Genomic DNA, 16,705 nt, shown 5'->3' with positions numbered 1-16,705 from the left:
TGCCCGGTCATGAGACCGGGCACGCCCCTCCTCTACTCTGATGCAGGTTCCTTAGGCTGATGCTGCGCTACATCGGACGACGAATACTCATTGCCATCCCGACGCTGATCATCGTGTCGCTGCTGGTCTTCGCCCTGCAGAAGCTTTTGCCCGGCGATCCGGTCCTCACCATGGCGGGAGAGGAGCGCGACCCGCAGGTGCTGGAATATCTGCGTCAGAAGTACCGTCTGGATGATCCTATCCCGGTTCAATATTTCGCCTGGATCGGCTCAGCCCTGACAGGAAACCTGGGAATATCGCTCCGCACGGATATCCCGGTCCTCGATCTGATCATGAGCAAGCTCCCGGTTACCCTTGAGCTTGCCATCATGGCCATGATCGTTGCGCTCGCGATTGGGATACCGGCCGGCATCATCTCGGCCGTGAAGAAGGGAACCGCCGTCGACTATACTGCCAACGTGATCGCACTCTCCGGTCTGTCGATCCCGAATTTCTGGCTCGGCATCATGCTCATCATGCTGATCTCAGTGCGCTGGCAGCTCCTGCCGGCTTCCGGCTATGTGCCGCCGACAGAGGATCTCTGGCTCAACATCAAGACTATGATCATGCCGGCCTTCGTGCTCGGCACGGGCCTTGCCGCGAGCCTCATGCGCCACACCCGCAGCGCCATGCTCGGCGTCATGCGCTCCGATTATATCCGCACCGCCCGTGCTAAGGGCCTTCTGTCGCGAAAGGTCATTCTGAAGCACGCTCTGCGTAATGCACTTATCCCTATCGTGACGCTTTCCACCCTGCTGTTCGGTGAGCTTCTTGCGGGTGCAGTGCTGACCGAGCAGATCTTCACCATTCCGGGCTTCGGCAAGCTCATCGTCGACGCAGTCTTCAACCGCGACTATGCCGTGGTGCAGGGGGTGGTTCTCTGCACCGCCGTGGGGTTCATCTTCATGAACCTCCTGGCCGATGTCCTCTATGTCCTCGTCAATCCCCGCCTGAGGCACTCAGCATGACCGCTACAGCCGTTATCGCCGACGAGGTCGCACTCCCGAGAAAGCGCAGCCGGGTACTCTCCAAGTTTCTGAAGAACAAGAGTGCCGTGGTTGGTGGCGCCATCGTGTTGTTCTTCATTCTGGCTGCCCTCATTGGGCCCTATCTTGCGCCATACGACCCAATCAAGCCGAGCTTCACCAGCATCCGCAAGCCACCCTCCGAGTTATTTTGGTTCGGGACTGACGAGCTAGGACGCGACATGCTCTCCCGCATGCTCTGGGGCGCACGGGCCTCCATCATGGCCGGCGTAGTCTCGGTTTTCATCGCCATCGTGCTCGGCGTGCCCTTCGGTCTCATCGCCGGCTATTTCGGCGGCTGGATCGACGCCAGCATCTCGCGCGCCACGGATGCCATGCTGGCAATCCCGTTCCTGATTTTCGCCATCGCGCTTGCAGCCTTCCTCGGGCCGAGCCTCACCAATGCCATGATCGCCATTGGTCTATCAGCCATGCCGATCTTCATCCGCCTGACGCGCGGACAAGTGCTGACCGTCAAAGCGGAGGATTTTGTAGAAGGCGCGCGAGCCATTGGTCTTCCGGATTTCTGGATCATGGCACGGTACATCTTCCCGAACGTCCTGCCGCCGATTCTGGTCCAGGGCACGCTCACCATCGCCACGGCTATCATCGCAGAGGCGAGCCTGTCCTTCCTCGGGTTGGGCCAGCAACCGCCGAACCCCTCCTGGGGCTCCATGCTCAACACGGCCAAGAACTTCATGGATCAGGCGCCCTGGATGTCGATTTTCCCCGGCTCGGCGATCTTCCTGATCGTGCTCGGCTTCAACCTTCTCGGCGACGGCCTGCGCGACGCACTCGATCCCCGCGAACAGTAAAACACGCAATATTGGATAAGAGATATGTTTACGACTCGGCCCGAGATCCTCGGCACTTTCGGCATCGTCACCTCGACCCATTGGCTGGCTTCCGCTGCCGGCATGGCAATGCTGGAAAAGGGCGGCAATGCGTTCGATGCCTGCGTCGCCTCCGCTTTCGTCCTGCAGGTGGTTGAGCCACACTTGGTTGGACCGTCCGGCGAAGTGCCTGCCGTGTTCTACTCCGCCAAGACGAAAAAGGTCGAGGTACTCTGCGGCCAGGGTACGGCGCCGAAAGGTGCCACCATCGAGCACTACAAGCGTGAAGGCCTCAAGCTCATCCCTGGCAACGGCATGCTTGCAACCGTCGTCCCCGGCGCCTTCGATGCCTGGATGCTGCTGCTGCGCGATCACGGCCTTTTGTCTCTGCGAGAGGTGCTGGAACCAGCCATCTACTATGCCGAGCAGGGCCATCCGCTGTTGCCGCGCGTGGCCGACACCATCACGGGCCTGAAGGATTTCTTCGAGACGGAGTGGCCGACCTCCGCTGCGGTCTACCTGCCTGGCGGCGAGGTGCCCAAACCTCGCCAGCTCTTCCGCAATCCGCAACTCGCCGATACCTGGAAGCGCATCATCCGCGAGGCTGAAGGCAAGGGCAGCGACCGCGAGGTACAGATCGAGGCGGCGCGCAACGCCTTCTACAAGGGCTTCGTGGCTGAGGCCATCGATGCCTTTGTGCGCAAGACGGAAGTGATGGATCAGAGCGGCTCGCGCCATCGCGGCGTGCTCACCGCCGATGACATGGCGAACTGGCAAGCCTCCTACGATGCGCCGCAGACCTACGAATACCACAACTTCCGGGTCAACAAGATCAGGCCCTGGGGTCAGGGGCCCGTCTTCCTGCAGACTCTGGCGCTGCTGAAGGGCTTCGATCTTGCTGCCATGGGGCCGACCAGCGGCGAGTTCGTCCACACGGTGGTCGAAGCCATGAAACTCGCCTTTGCCGACCGTGAGGCCTATTACGGCGATCCAGATTTCGTTGACGTGCCGATCCAGACGCTGCTGTCGGAGGCCTATAACGATGAGCGCCGCAAGCTCATCACCGACAAGGCCTCCCTTGACCTCCGTCCCGGCAGCGTCGACGGCTACGAGGCCCAGGTCGAGCGCACTCTGAAAGCGCTGCGCGATCTTTCCACCACGGACAAGAAGGTTTCCGGTGGCGAGCCAACGCTGGCTTCCATGCGCTCGGCCCGCCGCGGCGACACGGTGCATATCGATGTGGTCGACCGCTTCGGCAACATGATCGCCGCAATGCCCTCCGGCGGCTGGCTGCAATCGTCGCCCGTCATTCCTGAGCTCGGATTCATGCTCAATTCCCGCGCCCAGATGTTCTGGCTGGAGGAGAACCTGCCCGCGAGCCTGGCGCCGGGCAAGCGCCCACGCACCACGCTCACGCCGAGCCTCGCAGAGAAGGACGGCGAGCCTTACTTGGTCTTTGGCTCCCCAGGAGGCGACCAGCAGGAGCAGTGGCAGATGCTCCTCTTCCTGCGCCATGCCCATCACGGGCTGAACCTGCAGGAAGCCATCGACCTGCCGATGTCGCATACGGCGCATTTCCCCTCGTCCTTCTATCCTCGCGAGCAGAAGCCCGGTCACCTCATGGCCGAAGAAACCTACGGTGCGGAGGTTCTCGGCGATCTGCGCGCCCGCGGTCATGAGGTCGAGGTCGCGCCTGCTTGGACGGTTGGTCGCCTCGTGGCGGCAAGCCGCGACAAGGATGGCCTGCTGCACGGGGCCGCCACGCCGCGCCTCATGCAGGCCTATGCGGTCGGCCGCTGAGGAGCCCGGATTATGACCTGGTCGATCATCGCGAAGGATCCCGAGACCGGCTCGTTCGGGGTCGCCGTCACCACCAAATTCTTCGCCGTGGGGGCGCTCTGCCCCCACGGCACGGCCAAGATCGGCGCTCTTGCCACGCAGGCACTCGTCAACCCGCTCTACGGCATCGATGGCATGCGATTCCTGGCCGAGGGGCGGAGCACCGAGGAGATCGTGGCGGTGCTCACAGCGCACGATCCCGGACGTGAGTCCCGCCAGCTTCACGTCATCGACCGCGACGGTAAAACCGCGGCTCATACGGGGCGGGATTGCATCGATTGGTGCGGACACCTGACGGATGACGGTGTGTCGGTGGCCGGCAACATGCTGGCAGGTCCAACGGTGATCGAGGACACCCTCGAAACCTACAAGCGCCGCATGGACCTGCCCTTTGCGGAGCGTCTCCTCGCAGCGCTCGATGCGGGACAGGCCCAAGGCGGCGACAAGCGCGGCAAGCAATCGGCCGCCATCAAGGTCTGGCGCGATGAGCCCTACCCGATGCTCGACCTGCGCGTCGACGATCACCCCGAGCCATTGGACGAGTTGCGCCGCCTCTATGGCGTTGCCCACGAGCGCTTCCTAGCCTTCATGGATGCCATGGCAACCCGCGCCAATCCCGGTGGCATCACAGATCGCTCTTGGATCGACCAGAGGGCAAGCGAGTATCAGGCGCGTCTGACCGGCAGCAAGTCCTCGTAGGGCGCTTCTGCAACACTCTTCCTTGCCGTAGGGTCGAGAAGATCCTACGGCCGTTCTGCTTTTTTATGGTGGATCTTCCGATGTTCGGCATACCTCTGTTCGATTTGGCGTGGCTTGTGGTGGCGCTTCTGGCGGCTGGCGCCATCACCGGCCTGCTCGCGGGGGTGTTCGGCGTCGGCGGCGGTGCGGTCGCCGTGCCGATCCTCTACGAACTGTTCCGCATCCTGGAGGTGCCGGAGGAAGTGCGCATGCCGCTCTGCGTCGGCACATCGCTCGCCATCATCATCCCCACCTCCATCCGCTCCTTCAATGCCCACAAGGCCAAGGGTGCCGTCGACATGACGATCCTGCGCGTCTGGGCCGTGCCTGTGGTGCTCGGCGTCGTGGTCGGCAGCGTCATTGCCCGCTATGCTCCCGCCGACCTGTTCAAGGCTGTCTTCGTGGTGGTGGCCGGCCTCTCTGCCATCCGTCTGCTCTTCGGCAAGGACACTTGGCGCTTCGGCCTCGACATGCCCGCCAAGCCCATCATGATCGCCTATGGTTGGCTCATCGGCATCCTCTCGGCGCTGATGGGCATCGGCGGCGGGCAGCTCTCTAACCTGTTCATGACCTTCTACAACCGCCCGATCCATCAGGCCGTGGCAACCTCGTCAGGCCTTGGGATCCTCATCTCGATCCCGGGCGCCATCGGCTACATTTATGCCGGCTGGCCGCACATGGCGGACTACCCTAACGTGGTCGCCTTCCAGCTGCCCCTGGCCCTGGGCTATGTCTCGCTTCTCGGTTTCGTGCTGTTCATCCCCACCAGCACCTGGATGGCGCCAGTGGGCGCGCGTCTCGCGCACCGCCTCTCGAAGCGTCGGCTCGAAGTGGCTTTCGGCATCTTCCTCCTGCTTGTCTGCGCCCGCTTCGCCGCAAGCCTCCTCACCTGAGCCATGAGCGGTCTCCAATCTGGAATGCCGCGTAGGGAGACGGCACAATGACTGAAGCTCCCGCAGGACCACTACATGCATTCCTTGCTGGCGTGGGGCGGGATGGTCGCGGGCGTCTGGCTGCCGATGTGCTCAGCTTTTCCGATGCAGAGCTCGAGGCTGTTCACGACTACATTCAGTGGCTGTTTCCTCTAACGACTCTCAGCGCGGCACAGCCTCACTCGCCCGTTCTGACACCGGCAGAGATCGCAGTGATCAGATCCGATCCCCGCTCGATTGCGACGCTGAATGTAGCGGCCGAACGCATGCTCCGCTTCTACCAGAGCACACGCTGGTGGCTCACTCCGCATGACCATAACCACCTCCGGATCACCCGGATCCTTCACAGCCTGAGGCTGCTCGTCGGGCAGGCAGAAGCCCGGGCTTTCCACAAAGCAATCCTGGACCTCCACGAGGCAGGTGGAGCTCCAGTCAATGCTCGCAGCATGCGCTACTGGGCAGAAGCCGCAGGCGATGTGACGCTCTGAAGGTTCCGTGTTCGGCCGAACCTATCAGGAAGCGTACTTACTCTTGAGATATGCAAGATATGGTGCGGGATCGAGACGGCGGCCGGTTTCCCGCTCCAGCAGCTCGTCGCGCATGAAGCGGCGACCATGCTGCCAGATCCGGGCTCGCAGCTCTTCGGCCAGAACGCCGTACTCGCCCGCCTCGATGGAGGCATCGAGGGAGGGGTTTTGCTGACTCAGGGTCTCCATCACTTGCGCGCCCATGACGTTGCCGATGGTGTAGGTCGGGAACGATCCGATATAGCCAGTTGACCAATGAACATCCTGCAGCACGCCCTTGGCGTCGTTCGGAACGGTCAGACCGAGATCGCGCTTGATAGCGGCGTTCCAGGCACCGGGCAGTTCGGAGACGGGGAGCGAGCCGTCCATGAGCGCGCATTCTATATCAACGCGCAGCATGATGTGGAGATCGTAGGTGAGCTCATCCGCCTCAACCCTGATAAAGCCAAGCTCGACCCGCGTAACGGCGCGATAGAACTCCTCGGCACTTACATCGCCAAGCTGCTCCGGGAAATGCCCCTGCAGATCCGGGAAGTGCTTCTGCCAGAAGGTACGGCTGCGGACGATGTGGTTCTCCCAGAGACGCGACTGGGACTCGTGAGCCCCAAAGCTGGTGCCGCCGACTGCGTAGAGACCCACTAGATCCGTCGCAAGCGTCGTACGGGTATGGGCTGGATCGACGCCCTGCTCGTAAAGTCCATGACCGGTCTCGTGCGCCGTGCCGAAAATGGAGGCGGGAAGGTAATTGCGATTGTAGCGGGTGGTGATCCGCACGTCGTTACGGGTAAACGACACCTCGAAGGGGTGCACGGTGGTATCAAGGCGGCCGCGCTGGAGATCATACCCGAGCTTCTCGGCGAGGCTTAGACCGAAGGCGCGCTGCCCCTCTTCCGCAAAGTCCCGGAAGAGAAAATCCGAACGAGGCTGCGGCCGGGACCGGGCGGTATCGAGGATCGGCAGCAATCCGTCCCGGAGCGTCGAGAACAGAGCCTTGAGGCTAGCGGCGGTTTCTCCCGGCTCGTAGATCGACACCATGGCGTCGTAAGGGTGCTCGCTCCAGCCGATGCAGTCAGCATAGGCACGCGACAGCTCGACGGTCTTGGTAAGATGCGGCGCGAAGATCGAGAAGTCGCTCTTCGAGCGTGCCTCGATCCAGGCCGACTGCGCCACTGTGCGAAGGGCGGCCCGCTCCTGGATGAGCGAGGCGGGTACACTGCGATGGTGCTCGAACGCATGGCGGGTCTGCTGCACCATGCGCCGCTCAGCCGCATCGTCGGGCAATCCTTGGGTGGCCTGCTCGGCCTGCTCGAGCGCCCTTTCGGTCTCCGGCGCAAGAAGGAGGTCCCACGCGATACGGGTCAGGGTCGCGATCTGATGGCCCCGAGTTTCCGCGCCGCCAGTCGGCATCATGGTGCGGGAGTCCCATGTGAGCAGAGAGGTTGCGTTCAGCACGTCGTTGACGGCGGCAATGCGCTCCTGGAGCGCCGTAAAGGAGGCTTGCTGGGTCATTTATGATCTCTGATGTTAGTCTGTACCGCCGTCATTGAGATGGCAGGCGGAGAAGCGGCCGGGCCCGATGGCGGCCAGTGGCGGGGCTTCCCGCCTGCAGCGCGGGCCTGCGAAGGGGCAGCGCGGGTGGAAATGGCATCCGCTCGGAGGATTGAGCGGGGATGGAATTTCGCCGGCGATCGGGCGGAAGTTCTTTCGGCCCACACCCACCCTTGGAACGCTCTCGAAGAGCGCCCGAGTATAAGGATGGTTCGGTTGAGCATAGAGCTCCGCCGTCGGCGCCAGTTCGACGATGCGGCCGAGATACATGATCGCCACCCGGTCGGAGACGTGCCGCACCACGCCGAGATCGTGACTGATGAAGATTCCTGTCAGGTCGAGATCGCGGCGCAGGTCCATGAACAGGTTGAGCACCTGAGCCTGGATGGAAACATCGAGGGAAGCCACCGGCTCGTCGAGAACCAGGAGATCCGGCTTCATGGCCAGCGCACGCGCGATGGCGATGCGCTGCCGCTGCCCTCCAGAAAACTGGTGCGGAAAGCGCCTGCGATAGGTCGGATCGAGCCCCACGCGTCCGAGCAGATCGGCGACGTATGAATCTGCTTCGCGCCCTTTCACGATATTATGGGCCACCGGCCCCTCGGCCACCGTATCACCAATCCGGATGCGTGGATTGAGGCTGGCAAAAGGATCCTGGTGGATCATCTGGACGCGCGTGGTCAGCTTCTGCGTGCGCCGTCCCTGCTCTTTTGCCACGGGCGCATTGCCGAAGAGGATCTTGCCATCGCTCGGTGTATAGATCCCGGCAATCATGCGCCCGAGCGTCGACTTTCCGCAGCCGGATTCGCCGACGAGACCCAGGACCTCGCCTTTGTCGACCGTAAGGCTGACATCCGTCACCGCGCGCACGATCTCGGTTGACCGGCCTGCGCCGAGAAGACCTGCGATCCGCTCCCCGAGATTGGGGTGCTTTACGAAGCGCTTCGATACGTGGGCGATGTCAAGGAGAGCGGCTGGCATGAAACGGGCTCGATCGGATAATGGCAGAGGGCGGTGCGCCCATCCTCGAAATGCTGGACAGGCGGCGTGGTGGTGCAGGCAGGGCCCGCCTTGGCGCAACGAGGCGCGAAGGCGCAGCCTTGCGGGAGGTTGGCCAGAGATGGGGTCGATCCGGGAACCTGCGGGAGCTTTGTGCCGGGCTCGTGCTCAGCCGGAACGGAGGCCAGAAGCCCTGCCGTGTAGGGATGGCGCGGCGCGGCGATGACTGCGTCCGCCGGACCGCTCTCCACCACGCGGCCCGCATACATGACGCAGATGTCGTCCGCGAGGCTCGATACGACGGCCAAATCGTGGGTGACCCAGACGAAGGCGGTGCCGGTCTCGTCCGCCAGGCGGCGAACCTCGGCGAGGATCTGGCCTTGGATCGAGACGTCGAGAGCCGTGGTCGGCTCATCGGCGATGATGACTGCCGGGCTGTGCAGAAGCGCGATTGCGATGGCCACACGCTGGCGCATGCCGCCGGAGAGCTGATGCGGATAAGAATCGAGACGCTCCTCCGGACTCGGAATGCCGACCTTGGCCAGAGCATCGCGGGCCCTGGCCCGGGCAGCCTTGCGAGAGACCCTGGCGTGCGCCCGCACCGCGGCGATCATCTGCGTCCCGATCTTGAGAACCGGGTTCAGCGTCATCATCGGGTCCTGAAAGACCATGGCGATCTGAGCGCCACGAACTTGGCGCATGGCATCGCCCTTGAGGCGCGTGATGTCCTTGCCGTTGAGAATGACCTCTCCGCCGGCGACCTTGCCGGGCGGCTCGACCAAGCCGAGGATCGAATAGCCGGTGACGCTCTTGCCGGAGCCGGACTCGCCGACGAGACCGAGGATGCGACCGCGTCCGACCTCGAAGCTGACGCCGTCCACAGCTTTGAGAACGCCGGCCCGTGTCTGGAACTGCGTCTGAAGATTGTTGACGCGAAGAACCGCATCGCTCATCGGCTGTTCCTCGGATTCAGGACGTTGCGGACCTGATCGCCCACGAGGTTTATCGCGACGACCGTCAGCATGAGGGCAATACCGGGATAGATCGAGATCCAGTAGCGACCGGACAGCAGAAACTGGAAGCCGTTGGAGATCAGCGACCCGAGCGAAGGCTGGGTGATCGGCAGGCCCAGGCCCAGGAAGGACAGGGTCGCCTCGAGAGCGATGGAGTTCGCCACCTGCACCGTCGCCACTACGATCAAGGGCGGCAAGGCATTGGGAAGAAGGTGGCGGAACAGCACATAGCGGGCAGGAAGCGGTGTCGAGAGTGCTGCTTCGATGTAGTCCTTGCGCCGCTCGGCGCTGGCCGCACCGTGGGTAGTGCGGGCGAAGTAAGCATATTGAGCCGCCACCAAGGCAGCGACCAGCTGCATGAGCCCCTGCCCCAGCATGGCAACCAGCACCAGCGCAAGCAAGATTGCCGGCAGCGAGAGTTGAAGGTCAATGACGCGCATGATGAGCGCCTCGATGCGCCCACCATAATAGGCTGCGATCAGGCCGACCGTGGTGCCGAGCACAAGGGCGAAGGTACCGGCCATGACCCCGACAATAAGGCTCGTGCGCAACCCGTATAGAATGGCGGAAAAGATGTCTCGTCCAGCAGCATCGGTACCGAGCCAGTGAACATAGCCACCGGAGCCGGTTTCACCTGGCTCAAGCCTTGCGTCGAATAGATCCAGCATTCCCTGGTTGTAGGGATCCTGTGGCGCCACGAAAGGTGCAAAGACGGCCATGAGGACGACGACAACGACAACGATGAGCGCCGCCACGGCAACAGGACTCTGCCGGTAGTCGGACCAGAAGTTTGAAAGTCGGATCAAACCAGTTTCGGCGGGTGCCGCCAGGGCGGGAGAACTGCTCATGACGCGGCCTTTACGCGAATGCGCGGATCGAGCTGGCCGTAGATGAGATCGACCACGAGATTAATCATGACGAATAGGAACACCACAAGAATAAGGTAGGCGACCATTACGGGACGATCGAGCACGGTGATGGAATCGATGATCAGCTTGCCCATCCCGGGCCAGTTGAAAACGGTTTCGGTGACCACTGCGAAGGCCAATGTTGACCCGAGTTCGAGGCCAAAGACCGTCACGATGGGGATCGATATGTTCTTCAGAACATGCAGGCCAACAACCTTGCCCTCGGAGAGGCCCTGGGCGCGTGCGAAGCGCACGTAATCCGAACTCATAACCTCGACAGTTCCGGCGCGCGTTAGGCGGATCAGCAGGCCTAACTTGAACAATGCGAGGTTAAGCGCCGGAAGGAAGATGTGGCTCCACCCTTCAAGCGAGGTGATTGACAGATTCATGCCAAAGACCTCGGTGGTCGGACCACGCCCACCTGAGGGCAACCATCCTAGTTCGACCGCGAACACCATGATGAGCAGCAGTCCGACCCAGAAGCTGGGCACGCTGAAGCCGAGAACCGAAAAGCCCATGATGGCTCTCGCGGATAAGGAGTCCGGCTTGTAGCCGGCCCATAAGCCGAGCGGGATTCCAAGCCCGGTGGCAATCAGCATCGCCGTCAGCGCGAGCTCCAGCGTTGCCGGCAGGCGCGACAGGATAAGGTTCAGCACAGGCAACCGGTAAATGAAGGATTCGCCCAGATCTCCGTGGAGCATGTTGTTCATGAAGATGAAATACTGCTCGATCAGTGGACGGTCGAAGCCGTAGCGCTGAATCAGCGCCTCGCGCAGCGCCTGATCGGAGGCAGGGTCGATCATCACGTCGATCGGGTTTCCGATGGCATAGACGCCGAGGAACACGATGATCGACATGGCGATCACGACCATCAGGGCCTGCAGAATGCGTTGAATGAGAAAACCGATCATGGTGTATCGTGAATGGCCTTCAGACACATGAGAGCCAGATAGGATTGCCTAGCACTCGATGAACATCATCAATCAAAAAGCCGGAGGGAAAGAACTTCCCTCCGGTAGAGATGGATCAGCCGGCTCTCCCGGCTGATAGCTTCGAAATCAGCTTTTCGGTTTGATCTCGTAAGCCAGGGTTTCTTGATCAACCCGCGGCGGGATGGTCACCGTGCCCTTCTTGGCAGCCCAGACCGTCTGGATCTGAACGGTCGGGATCAGGGCCCGGTCGTTCATGGAGACTTCCGTCACCTTCTCGAAGAGGGCACGGCGCTTCGTGTCATCCATGGTGCGGCTTCCTTCCTGAAGCAGCTTGTCCACTTCCGGGTTGGAGTAGCCCTGCTTGTTGAAAGCGCCTAAGCCGATCTGCGGATCTGCCGTATGCACCAGGGAGCCGTAGGTGTAGCTCGCCTCGCCCGTCAGCGTGCCCCAGCCGCTCATCCATAGGGAGAACTCGCCCTTCTGCTGAGCCGGGAAGAACACCGTGCCGTTCAGCGCGTTCGCGTTCACCTTCAGGCCGGCGCGAGCCCACATTTGCGAGAGCGCTTCGCACACCGCCGCATCGCCAGGCAGGCGATTGTTGGTGCAATGGAAGTCAATCTCAAAGCCCTTCGGATAACCAGCATCGGCGAGAAGTTGCTTCGCCTTAGCCAGATCGTAGGGACGCTCCGGCAGGTTCTTGTTGCCGCCGAAGAAGCTGGATGGCATCAGCTGATTGGCCGGACGGCCCAGGCCTTCGAGCACGACGCGAACGAGCGTTTTGCGGTCAATGGCGAGGTCCATGGCCTCACGCACTTTGGGATCGCGCAGCGGGTTGGCGTCGATCTCCTTGCCATCCACCTTCACCTTTTTCGGAAGCGTTTCCTTCACGTTCGGCGTAAGGTTCAGGAAGTATACCGAGTCGGCCACGAAGGTGTCGACTGACTTGTCCTTCTGCATCGACGCATAGTCGGTCGCCGGCACGTAGTTGACGAGATCGACCTGCCCGGACTTCAGGGCCGCCATGCGGGCCGGATCGCTCGGGATCTCCTTGCGGACAACCTTCTGCCAGGGCTGCTTGGCGCCCCAGTAGCCATCGAAGCGCTCGACGACGAAGTCACCCTTCGGCTCCCAGGAGACAAACTTGTAGGGGCCGGTGCCTATGGCCGCCTTGCCGGAGTTGAACTGCTCGTTGCGGGCTTCCATGCCGACCGACTTCGACACGACGAAGAGGCGGATGAAATCGTTCGGCAAGGTCGGCGCCGGGGACTTCGTCTTCACGTGCAGAGTGTACTTGTCGGCGACCTTCGTCTCCGCAACCTGCTTCGTGTAGATCGTCATGCTCATCGGCCCGGTGACCACCGGAATACGGTCGATCGAGAACTTTGCGTCCTCGGCAGTCAGCTCGGACCCGTCGTGGAATTTCACACCTTCCCGGATCTTGAACTCCCAGGTCGTCTCGTCGATCGGCTTCCACGAGACCGCAAGACCCGGCTTCAGCCCCAGGTTCTCGTCCGACATGACGAGGGTATCGAAGATGTGGCGCAGGGTCTCGGCTTGGCTGCCCAGGGTCGACCAATGCGGGTCGATGGAGTCGGGGCCCGCCCGTACACCCATGGTCAGTGTCTGTGCCGACACCGCACCGCTGAGGGCGGTTCCAAGAATGAGAGCTGCAGAGAGCGATCCACCAAGTTTGAACATTTGTTTCAATTCACTTCCCCTCTTGCTAAGGCCCTGGCTTTTCGTCCAAGGTGTTCTTATCGATTAGAACGGTAGGTCACTCTGTTTAGAAAAGTCAACAAGGCAGTGCCTAAACCTCAATCAGCCACTGACGCTTATGGAAGCAGCTGTTATGTTGACACAGAACAGACGCCAGAAGAGCGCATCCTGGCCAATCTCGCTGCTGCCTTGGATCGCTCGCTGCCGGTGCCACTGGGCGTTCAGCTGCGAGGGCTGATCGAGTTCGGCATTGCCCTTGGCGAATTGCCGACCGGGCAGCGTCTTCCCTCGGTCCGGGAGTTGGCAGACCGGGCCGGCATTGCCCACATGACGGTCGCAACCGTGTACCGGGAGCTGCGCGAGGCCGGTCTCATCGAGGCGAAGCCGGGGGCAGGCACCTATGTGGGGGATGGGCACAACAGCGACGGTCTGCGCTCCAATGCCATCCGAAAGATCCAGCGCCGCATTGAAATGCTCTTCAATGAAGCAGAGCAACTGGGCCTCGCACCATCGGTCGTTTCGTCGTTGGTCAACGCGCGCGCCGCGCGAGGGCGGACGATGTCCAGGCCCGTGCGTCTCGTCATGGTCGGCAACTTCGTCGAGACGACCCAGCAATACGCCAACCGGATCCAGGAGCATATCGGTTCAGGCGATACCATCGTAGTGACGACGGTGGATGCCCTGCACGCCGGCGAGGCCTTTCCCCTGCCCTGCGATATCTGCGTGACCCTGGCCCATCGTCGCGGCGAGGTCGAGCACCTCGTGCCGAGCGGCATTCCAGTTGTCGGCTTGAGCTTCATCCCGTCCGAGGAGACGCGAGCGCAGCTCGCCATGATCGACCCGATGGCCCGCATCGGCATCATCTCGATCTTTCCCGAGTTTACCGCCCTGATGAAACCTGGCGTGCTGCGCTTTGCCCCCCACGTGTCGGCTGTCGATGTGCGCCTGATCACGGCTCCCGATCTCGCGGCGTTTCTCGCACAGGTCGATGTGGCCATCTATGCCAGCGGCGCTGAAGCCACAGTCAGACAGCTGCTCCCCCCGGATCGTCAGGCCATGGAATTCCGCTACGTGCCCGATCCTCATGCGATCCGGGCCACGCTGCTGCCTGTCATCGAGCGGCTGCGCTCGTCTACCAATCCGCAAGAGGAAGACCCTTCATGAAAATCAGTGAGATGAACTGGCTTCAGGTCGAAGAATACCTGAAGTCGGATGATCGCGCCGTTGTTCCGCTTGGTTGCACCGAGCAGCACGCCTATTTGAGCCTGTCCGTCGACAGTATCCTGGCCGAGCGTGTCGCCGTTGAAGCCGCCGCACCGGCGGGGATTCCCGTCTTCCCGGTTCAAGCCTACGGCATCACACCTTACTTCATGGCCTATCCCGGCACGGTCTCGCTGAAGGCCGAAACCTATTTGCGGATCATCACGGACATTCTGGATTCGCTGAAGCGCACGGGCTTTCGCCGCATCCTCTTCGTCAACGGTCATGGCGGGAACACGCCGGGCCATACGGCGGCTATCGAATGGATGGGCGAGAATCCCGAATGCCGGGTGAAGTTCCACAATTGGTGGAATGCTCCGCGCACCTTTGAAAAGGTGAAGGAGATCGATCCTGTCGCCTCCCACGCGTCCTGGATGGAGAACTTCCCCTGGACACGCCTGCCCGGCATCGAACAGCCATCGCATCAGAAGCCTATGGTCGACCTGGACCGCATGCGGACCTTCGGCCCGGAAGGTGTCCGGGAGATCCTGCAGGATGGAAATTTCGGCGGCTACTTCCAGCGTTCCGACGAAGACATGAACGCCATCTGGTCTGTGGCCATCGATGAAACTCGTGCTCTGATCGAGAACTGGTGATGAACGAAAACACAATCCTGATCTGGGGTGCCGGCGCGATCGGCGGCACCCTCGGTGCCTATCTCGCCCATGCTGGCCAGGATGTGCTGCTCGTCGATATCGTCGAGCCGCATGTGGAGGCCATGAAGCGCGACGGCCTCTTCATCGAAGGCCCCGTGGAAACCTTCCAGCAGCCCGTTAAGGCCGCCTTGCCGAGCGAGGTGGTGGGCCAGTTCAAGCGCATCATCCTGGCGGTGAAAGCCCACCATACCCGCGAGGCGGTACGCGCCCTGCAACCCCATCTCGCCGAGGACGGAACTGTCCTGTCGGCGCAGAACGGGCTGAACGAGATCATCATCGCGGACGAAGTCGGCCCTGAGCGGACAATCGGCTGCTTTGTGAACTTCGGAGCCGACTGGCTGGAGCCCGGTCGCATCCTCTTCGGGAATCGAGCTGCCGTAGCAGTAGGCGGCCTTGATGGACAAGCGACGGACGCGGTGCGCGACTATCACCGCTTGCTCTCGATCTTCGAGCCGAAGGCTGTGCTCACCGACAATATTTGGGGTTATCTCTGGGGCAAGCTCGGTTATGGTTCCCTGCTCTTCGCGACCGCATTGACGAATGCCTCGATGTCGGAGAACCTGGCATCGGAACGTCACTTCCCGGTCTATCATCGCTTGGGCCAGGAGGTGATGGCGGTCGCGAAAGCCCGCGGCGTTAAGCCTCTGGGCTTCAACGGCTTCGACCCGGATGCCTTCATGCCGGGAGCGGACGAGGCTGCCGCAAGGCGGTCCGTCGCCGACATGGCGGAGTTCAACCGGCATACGGCCAAGACCCACTCCGGCATCTGGCGAGATCTGGCCGTGCGCAAGCGCAAGACCGAGGTCGATGCCCAGATCGCTATTATTGCGATCCTTGGCCGCGAGGCTGGTATTCCCACACCTGCAATCAGCAAGCTCGTCGATCTGATCCACGACATCGAGGACGGGCGCCGTGAGCAATCCTGGTCCACTCTCGATGAGTTGCTACAACCATGAACCTCGACTTCACGAACCGCCGCGTCGCCGTCACCGGAGCGGCGCAAGGCATCGGGCGCAGTATTGTCCAGTCTCTTGTGGCTGAAGGTGCCCATGTGTGGGCCCTGGATATGGACGAAGCCGGGCTCCGCATTGCCACCGAGGCTGGAGCCAAGGCCGCCCGCACCCTCGATCTTGCGGACCGTGCCGCCGTTACCAGCGTCTTCGACGATATGGCGGAAGCCATCGGCGGCGTCGACATTCTCGTCAACTGTGCCGGTGGTGTTCGGGGGCAGGTGGCGAAGCCCATCGAAGAGGTGAGCGAGCAGGATTGGCTCGCTCTGTTCGAGGCCAATGTGCACGGCGCCTTCTGGTGCTCGCAGGCAGTGGCCCCGCATATGAAGCGTGGGAAGTTCGGTCGGATCGTCAACATATCGTCCGGAGCAGGTCTTCGCCCGAGCCTCACGGGTATTCAGGCTTATACCGCCTCGAAGCATGCACTTGTTGGCCTGACGAAGCAGCTCAGCTTCGAACTCGGCCCGTTCGGCATCACTGTTAACAGCGTTGCACCAGGATTCGTGCTGTCGAATCCGGCAACGCAGCGTCAGTGGGAGAGCTATGGGCCAGACGGTCAGGCTCGCCTCGTTGAGAGCATCCATACACGCCGATTGGGCTATCCGCAGGATATAGCCGATGCTGTGATGTTCCTGGCTTCCGATGCGGCGGCTTGGATCTCGGGGCAGATTATCTCCGTAGATGGTGGACGTTCCTGAGAACCATTGCCGACCCTCAGATCCCTTCAGAC

16 protein-coding genes are annotated in these 16,705 nt (G+C 61.9%); 10 read left to right on the top strand and 6 right to left on the bottom strand.

What is annotated here, in order from left to right:
- Nucleotides 1–59 precede the first annotated feature (59 nt).
- From VB618_RS08690 to VB618_RS08665, 6 genes are all read left to right on the top strand, one after another.
- A complete protein-coding gene (locus tag VB618_RS08690) occupies nt 60–1,007 on the top strand; it encodes an ABC transporter permease (RefSeq protein WP_329796231.1) in 948 nt (315 codons plus the stop codon).
- Nucleotides 1,004–1,879: an ABC transporter permease gene (locus tag VB618_RS08685; protein ID WP_329796230.1), complete on the top strand. Its 876-nt coding sequence runs from the start codon at nt 1,004–1,006 to the stop codon at nt 1,877–1,879. Before VB618_RS08690 ends, VB618_RS08685 begins: the two co-directional genes overlap by 4 nt.
- Nucleotides 1,880–1,903: 24 nt before the next feature.
- Nucleotides 1,904–3,697 (top strand): gamma-glutamyltransferase family protein, encoded by a 1,794-nt coding sequence (locus tag VB618_RS08680; protein ID WP_329796229.1) that lies wholly within the window; start codon nt 1,904–1,906, stop codon nt 3,695–3,697.
- A gap of 12 nt (nt 3,698–3,709) precedes the next feature.
- Nucleotides 3,710–4,435, top strand: a complete 726-nt coding sequence (locus VB618_RS08675; protein ID WP_329796228.1) for a DUF1028 domain-containing protein — start codon at nt 3,710–3,712, stop codon at nt 4,433–4,435.
- 80 nt (nt 4,436–4,515) lie between these two features.
- Nucleotides 4,516–5,367 (top strand): sulfite exporter TauE/SafE family protein, encoded by an 852-nt coding sequence (locus VB618_RS08670; protein WP_329796227.1) that lies wholly within the window; start codon nt 4,516–4,518, stop codon nt 5,365–5,367.
- A gap of 47 nt (nt 5,368–5,414) precedes the next feature.
- Nucleotides 5,415–5,894 (top strand): opioid growth factor receptor-related protein, encoded by a 480-nt coding sequence (locus VB618_RS08665; protein WP_329796226.1) that lies wholly within the window; start codon nt 5,415–5,417, stop codon nt 5,892–5,894.
- Between the two features lie 24 nt (nt 5,895–5,918).
- Here the strand turns inward: VB618_RS08665 and VB618_RS08660 are convergent, their stop codons facing one another.
- From VB618_RS08660 to VB618_RS08635, 6 genes are all read right to left on the bottom strand, one after another.
- Nucleotides 5,919–7,442: a carboxypeptidase M32 gene (locus VB618_RS08660; RefSeq protein WP_329796225.1), complete on the bottom strand. Its 1,524-nt coding sequence runs from the start codon at nt 7,440–7,442 to the stop codon at nt 5,919–5,921.
- Between the two features lie 15 nt (nt 7,443–7,457).
- Nucleotides 7,458–8,462, bottom strand: a complete 1,005-nt coding sequence (locus VB618_RS08655; RefSeq protein ID WP_329796224.1) for an ABC transporter ATP-binding protein — start codon at nt 8,460–8,462, stop codon at nt 7,458–7,460.
- Nucleotides 8,414–9,433, bottom strand: a complete 1,020-nt coding sequence (locus VB618_RS08650) for an ABC transporter ATP-binding protein (protein WP_329796223.1) — start codon at nt 9,431–9,433, stop codon at nt 8,414–8,416. The genes VB618_RS08655 and VB618_RS08650 overlap by 49 nt, the downstream gene beginning before the upstream one ends.
- A complete protein-coding gene (locus VB618_RS08645) occupies nt 9,430–10,341 on the bottom strand; it encodes an ABC transporter permease (protein WP_329796222.1) in 912 nt (303 codons plus the stop codon). The genes VB618_RS08650 and VB618_RS08645 overlap by 4 nt, the downstream gene beginning before the upstream one ends.
- A complete protein-coding gene (locus VB618_RS08640; RefSeq protein WP_329796221.1) occupies nt 10,338–11,312 on the bottom strand; it encodes an ABC transporter permease in 975 nt (324 codons plus the stop codon). Before VB618_RS08640 ends, VB618_RS08645 begins: the two co-directional genes overlap by 4 nt.
- A gap of 147 nt (nt 11,313–11,459) precedes the next feature.
- A complete protein-coding gene (locus VB618_RS08635) occupies nt 11,460–13,031 on the bottom strand; it encodes an ABC transporter substrate-binding protein (protein ID WP_329796511.1) in 1,572 nt (523 codons plus the stop codon).
- A gap of 225 nt (nt 13,032–13,256) precedes the next feature.
- Here VB618_RS08635 and VB618_RS08630 point away from each other — a divergent pair, with 225 nt between their 5' ends.
- The 4 genes from VB618_RS08630 to VB618_RS08615 are packed head-to-tail and all read left to right on the top strand — an operon-like array spanning nt 13,257 to nt 16,673.
- Complete coding sequence (locus VB618_RS08630) at nt 13,257–14,213, top strand: GntR family transcriptional regulator (protein ID WP_329796220.1); 957 nt, start codon at nt 13,257–13,259, stop codon at nt 14,211–14,213.
- Nucleotides 14,210–14,905: a creatininase family protein gene (locus tag VB618_RS08625; RefSeq protein ID WP_329796219.1), complete on the top strand. Its 696-nt coding sequence runs from the start codon at nt 14,210–14,212 to the stop codon at nt 14,903–14,905. The genes VB618_RS08630 and VB618_RS08625 overlap by 4 nt, the downstream gene beginning before the upstream one ends.
- Nucleotides 14,905–15,921, top strand: coding sequence for a ketopantoate reductase family protein (locus tag VB618_RS08620; protein ID WP_329796218.1), 1,017 nt, complete (start codon nt 14,905–14,907; stop codon nt 15,919–15,921). Before VB618_RS08625 ends, VB618_RS08620 begins: the two co-directional genes overlap by 1 nt.
- The gene (locus VB618_RS08615) at nt 15,918–16,673 is read left to right on the top strand and encodes an SDR family NAD(P)-dependent oxidoreductase (RefSeq protein ID WP_329796216.1); all 756 of its coding nucleotides are present in this window, start codon (nt 15,918–15,920) and stop codon (nt 16,671–16,673) included. Before VB618_RS08620 ends, VB618_RS08615 begins: the two co-directional genes overlap by 4 nt.
- Nucleotides 16,674–16,705: the final 32 nt, after the last annotated feature.

The sequence above is a fragment of the Microvirga sp. CF3062 genome (assembly GCF_036314045.1).
GTDB lineage: Bacteria > Pseudomonadota > Alphaproteobacteria > Rhizobiales > Beijerinckiaceae > Microvirga.
This window is presented reverse-complemented; position numbering and strand designations above follow the sequence as displayed.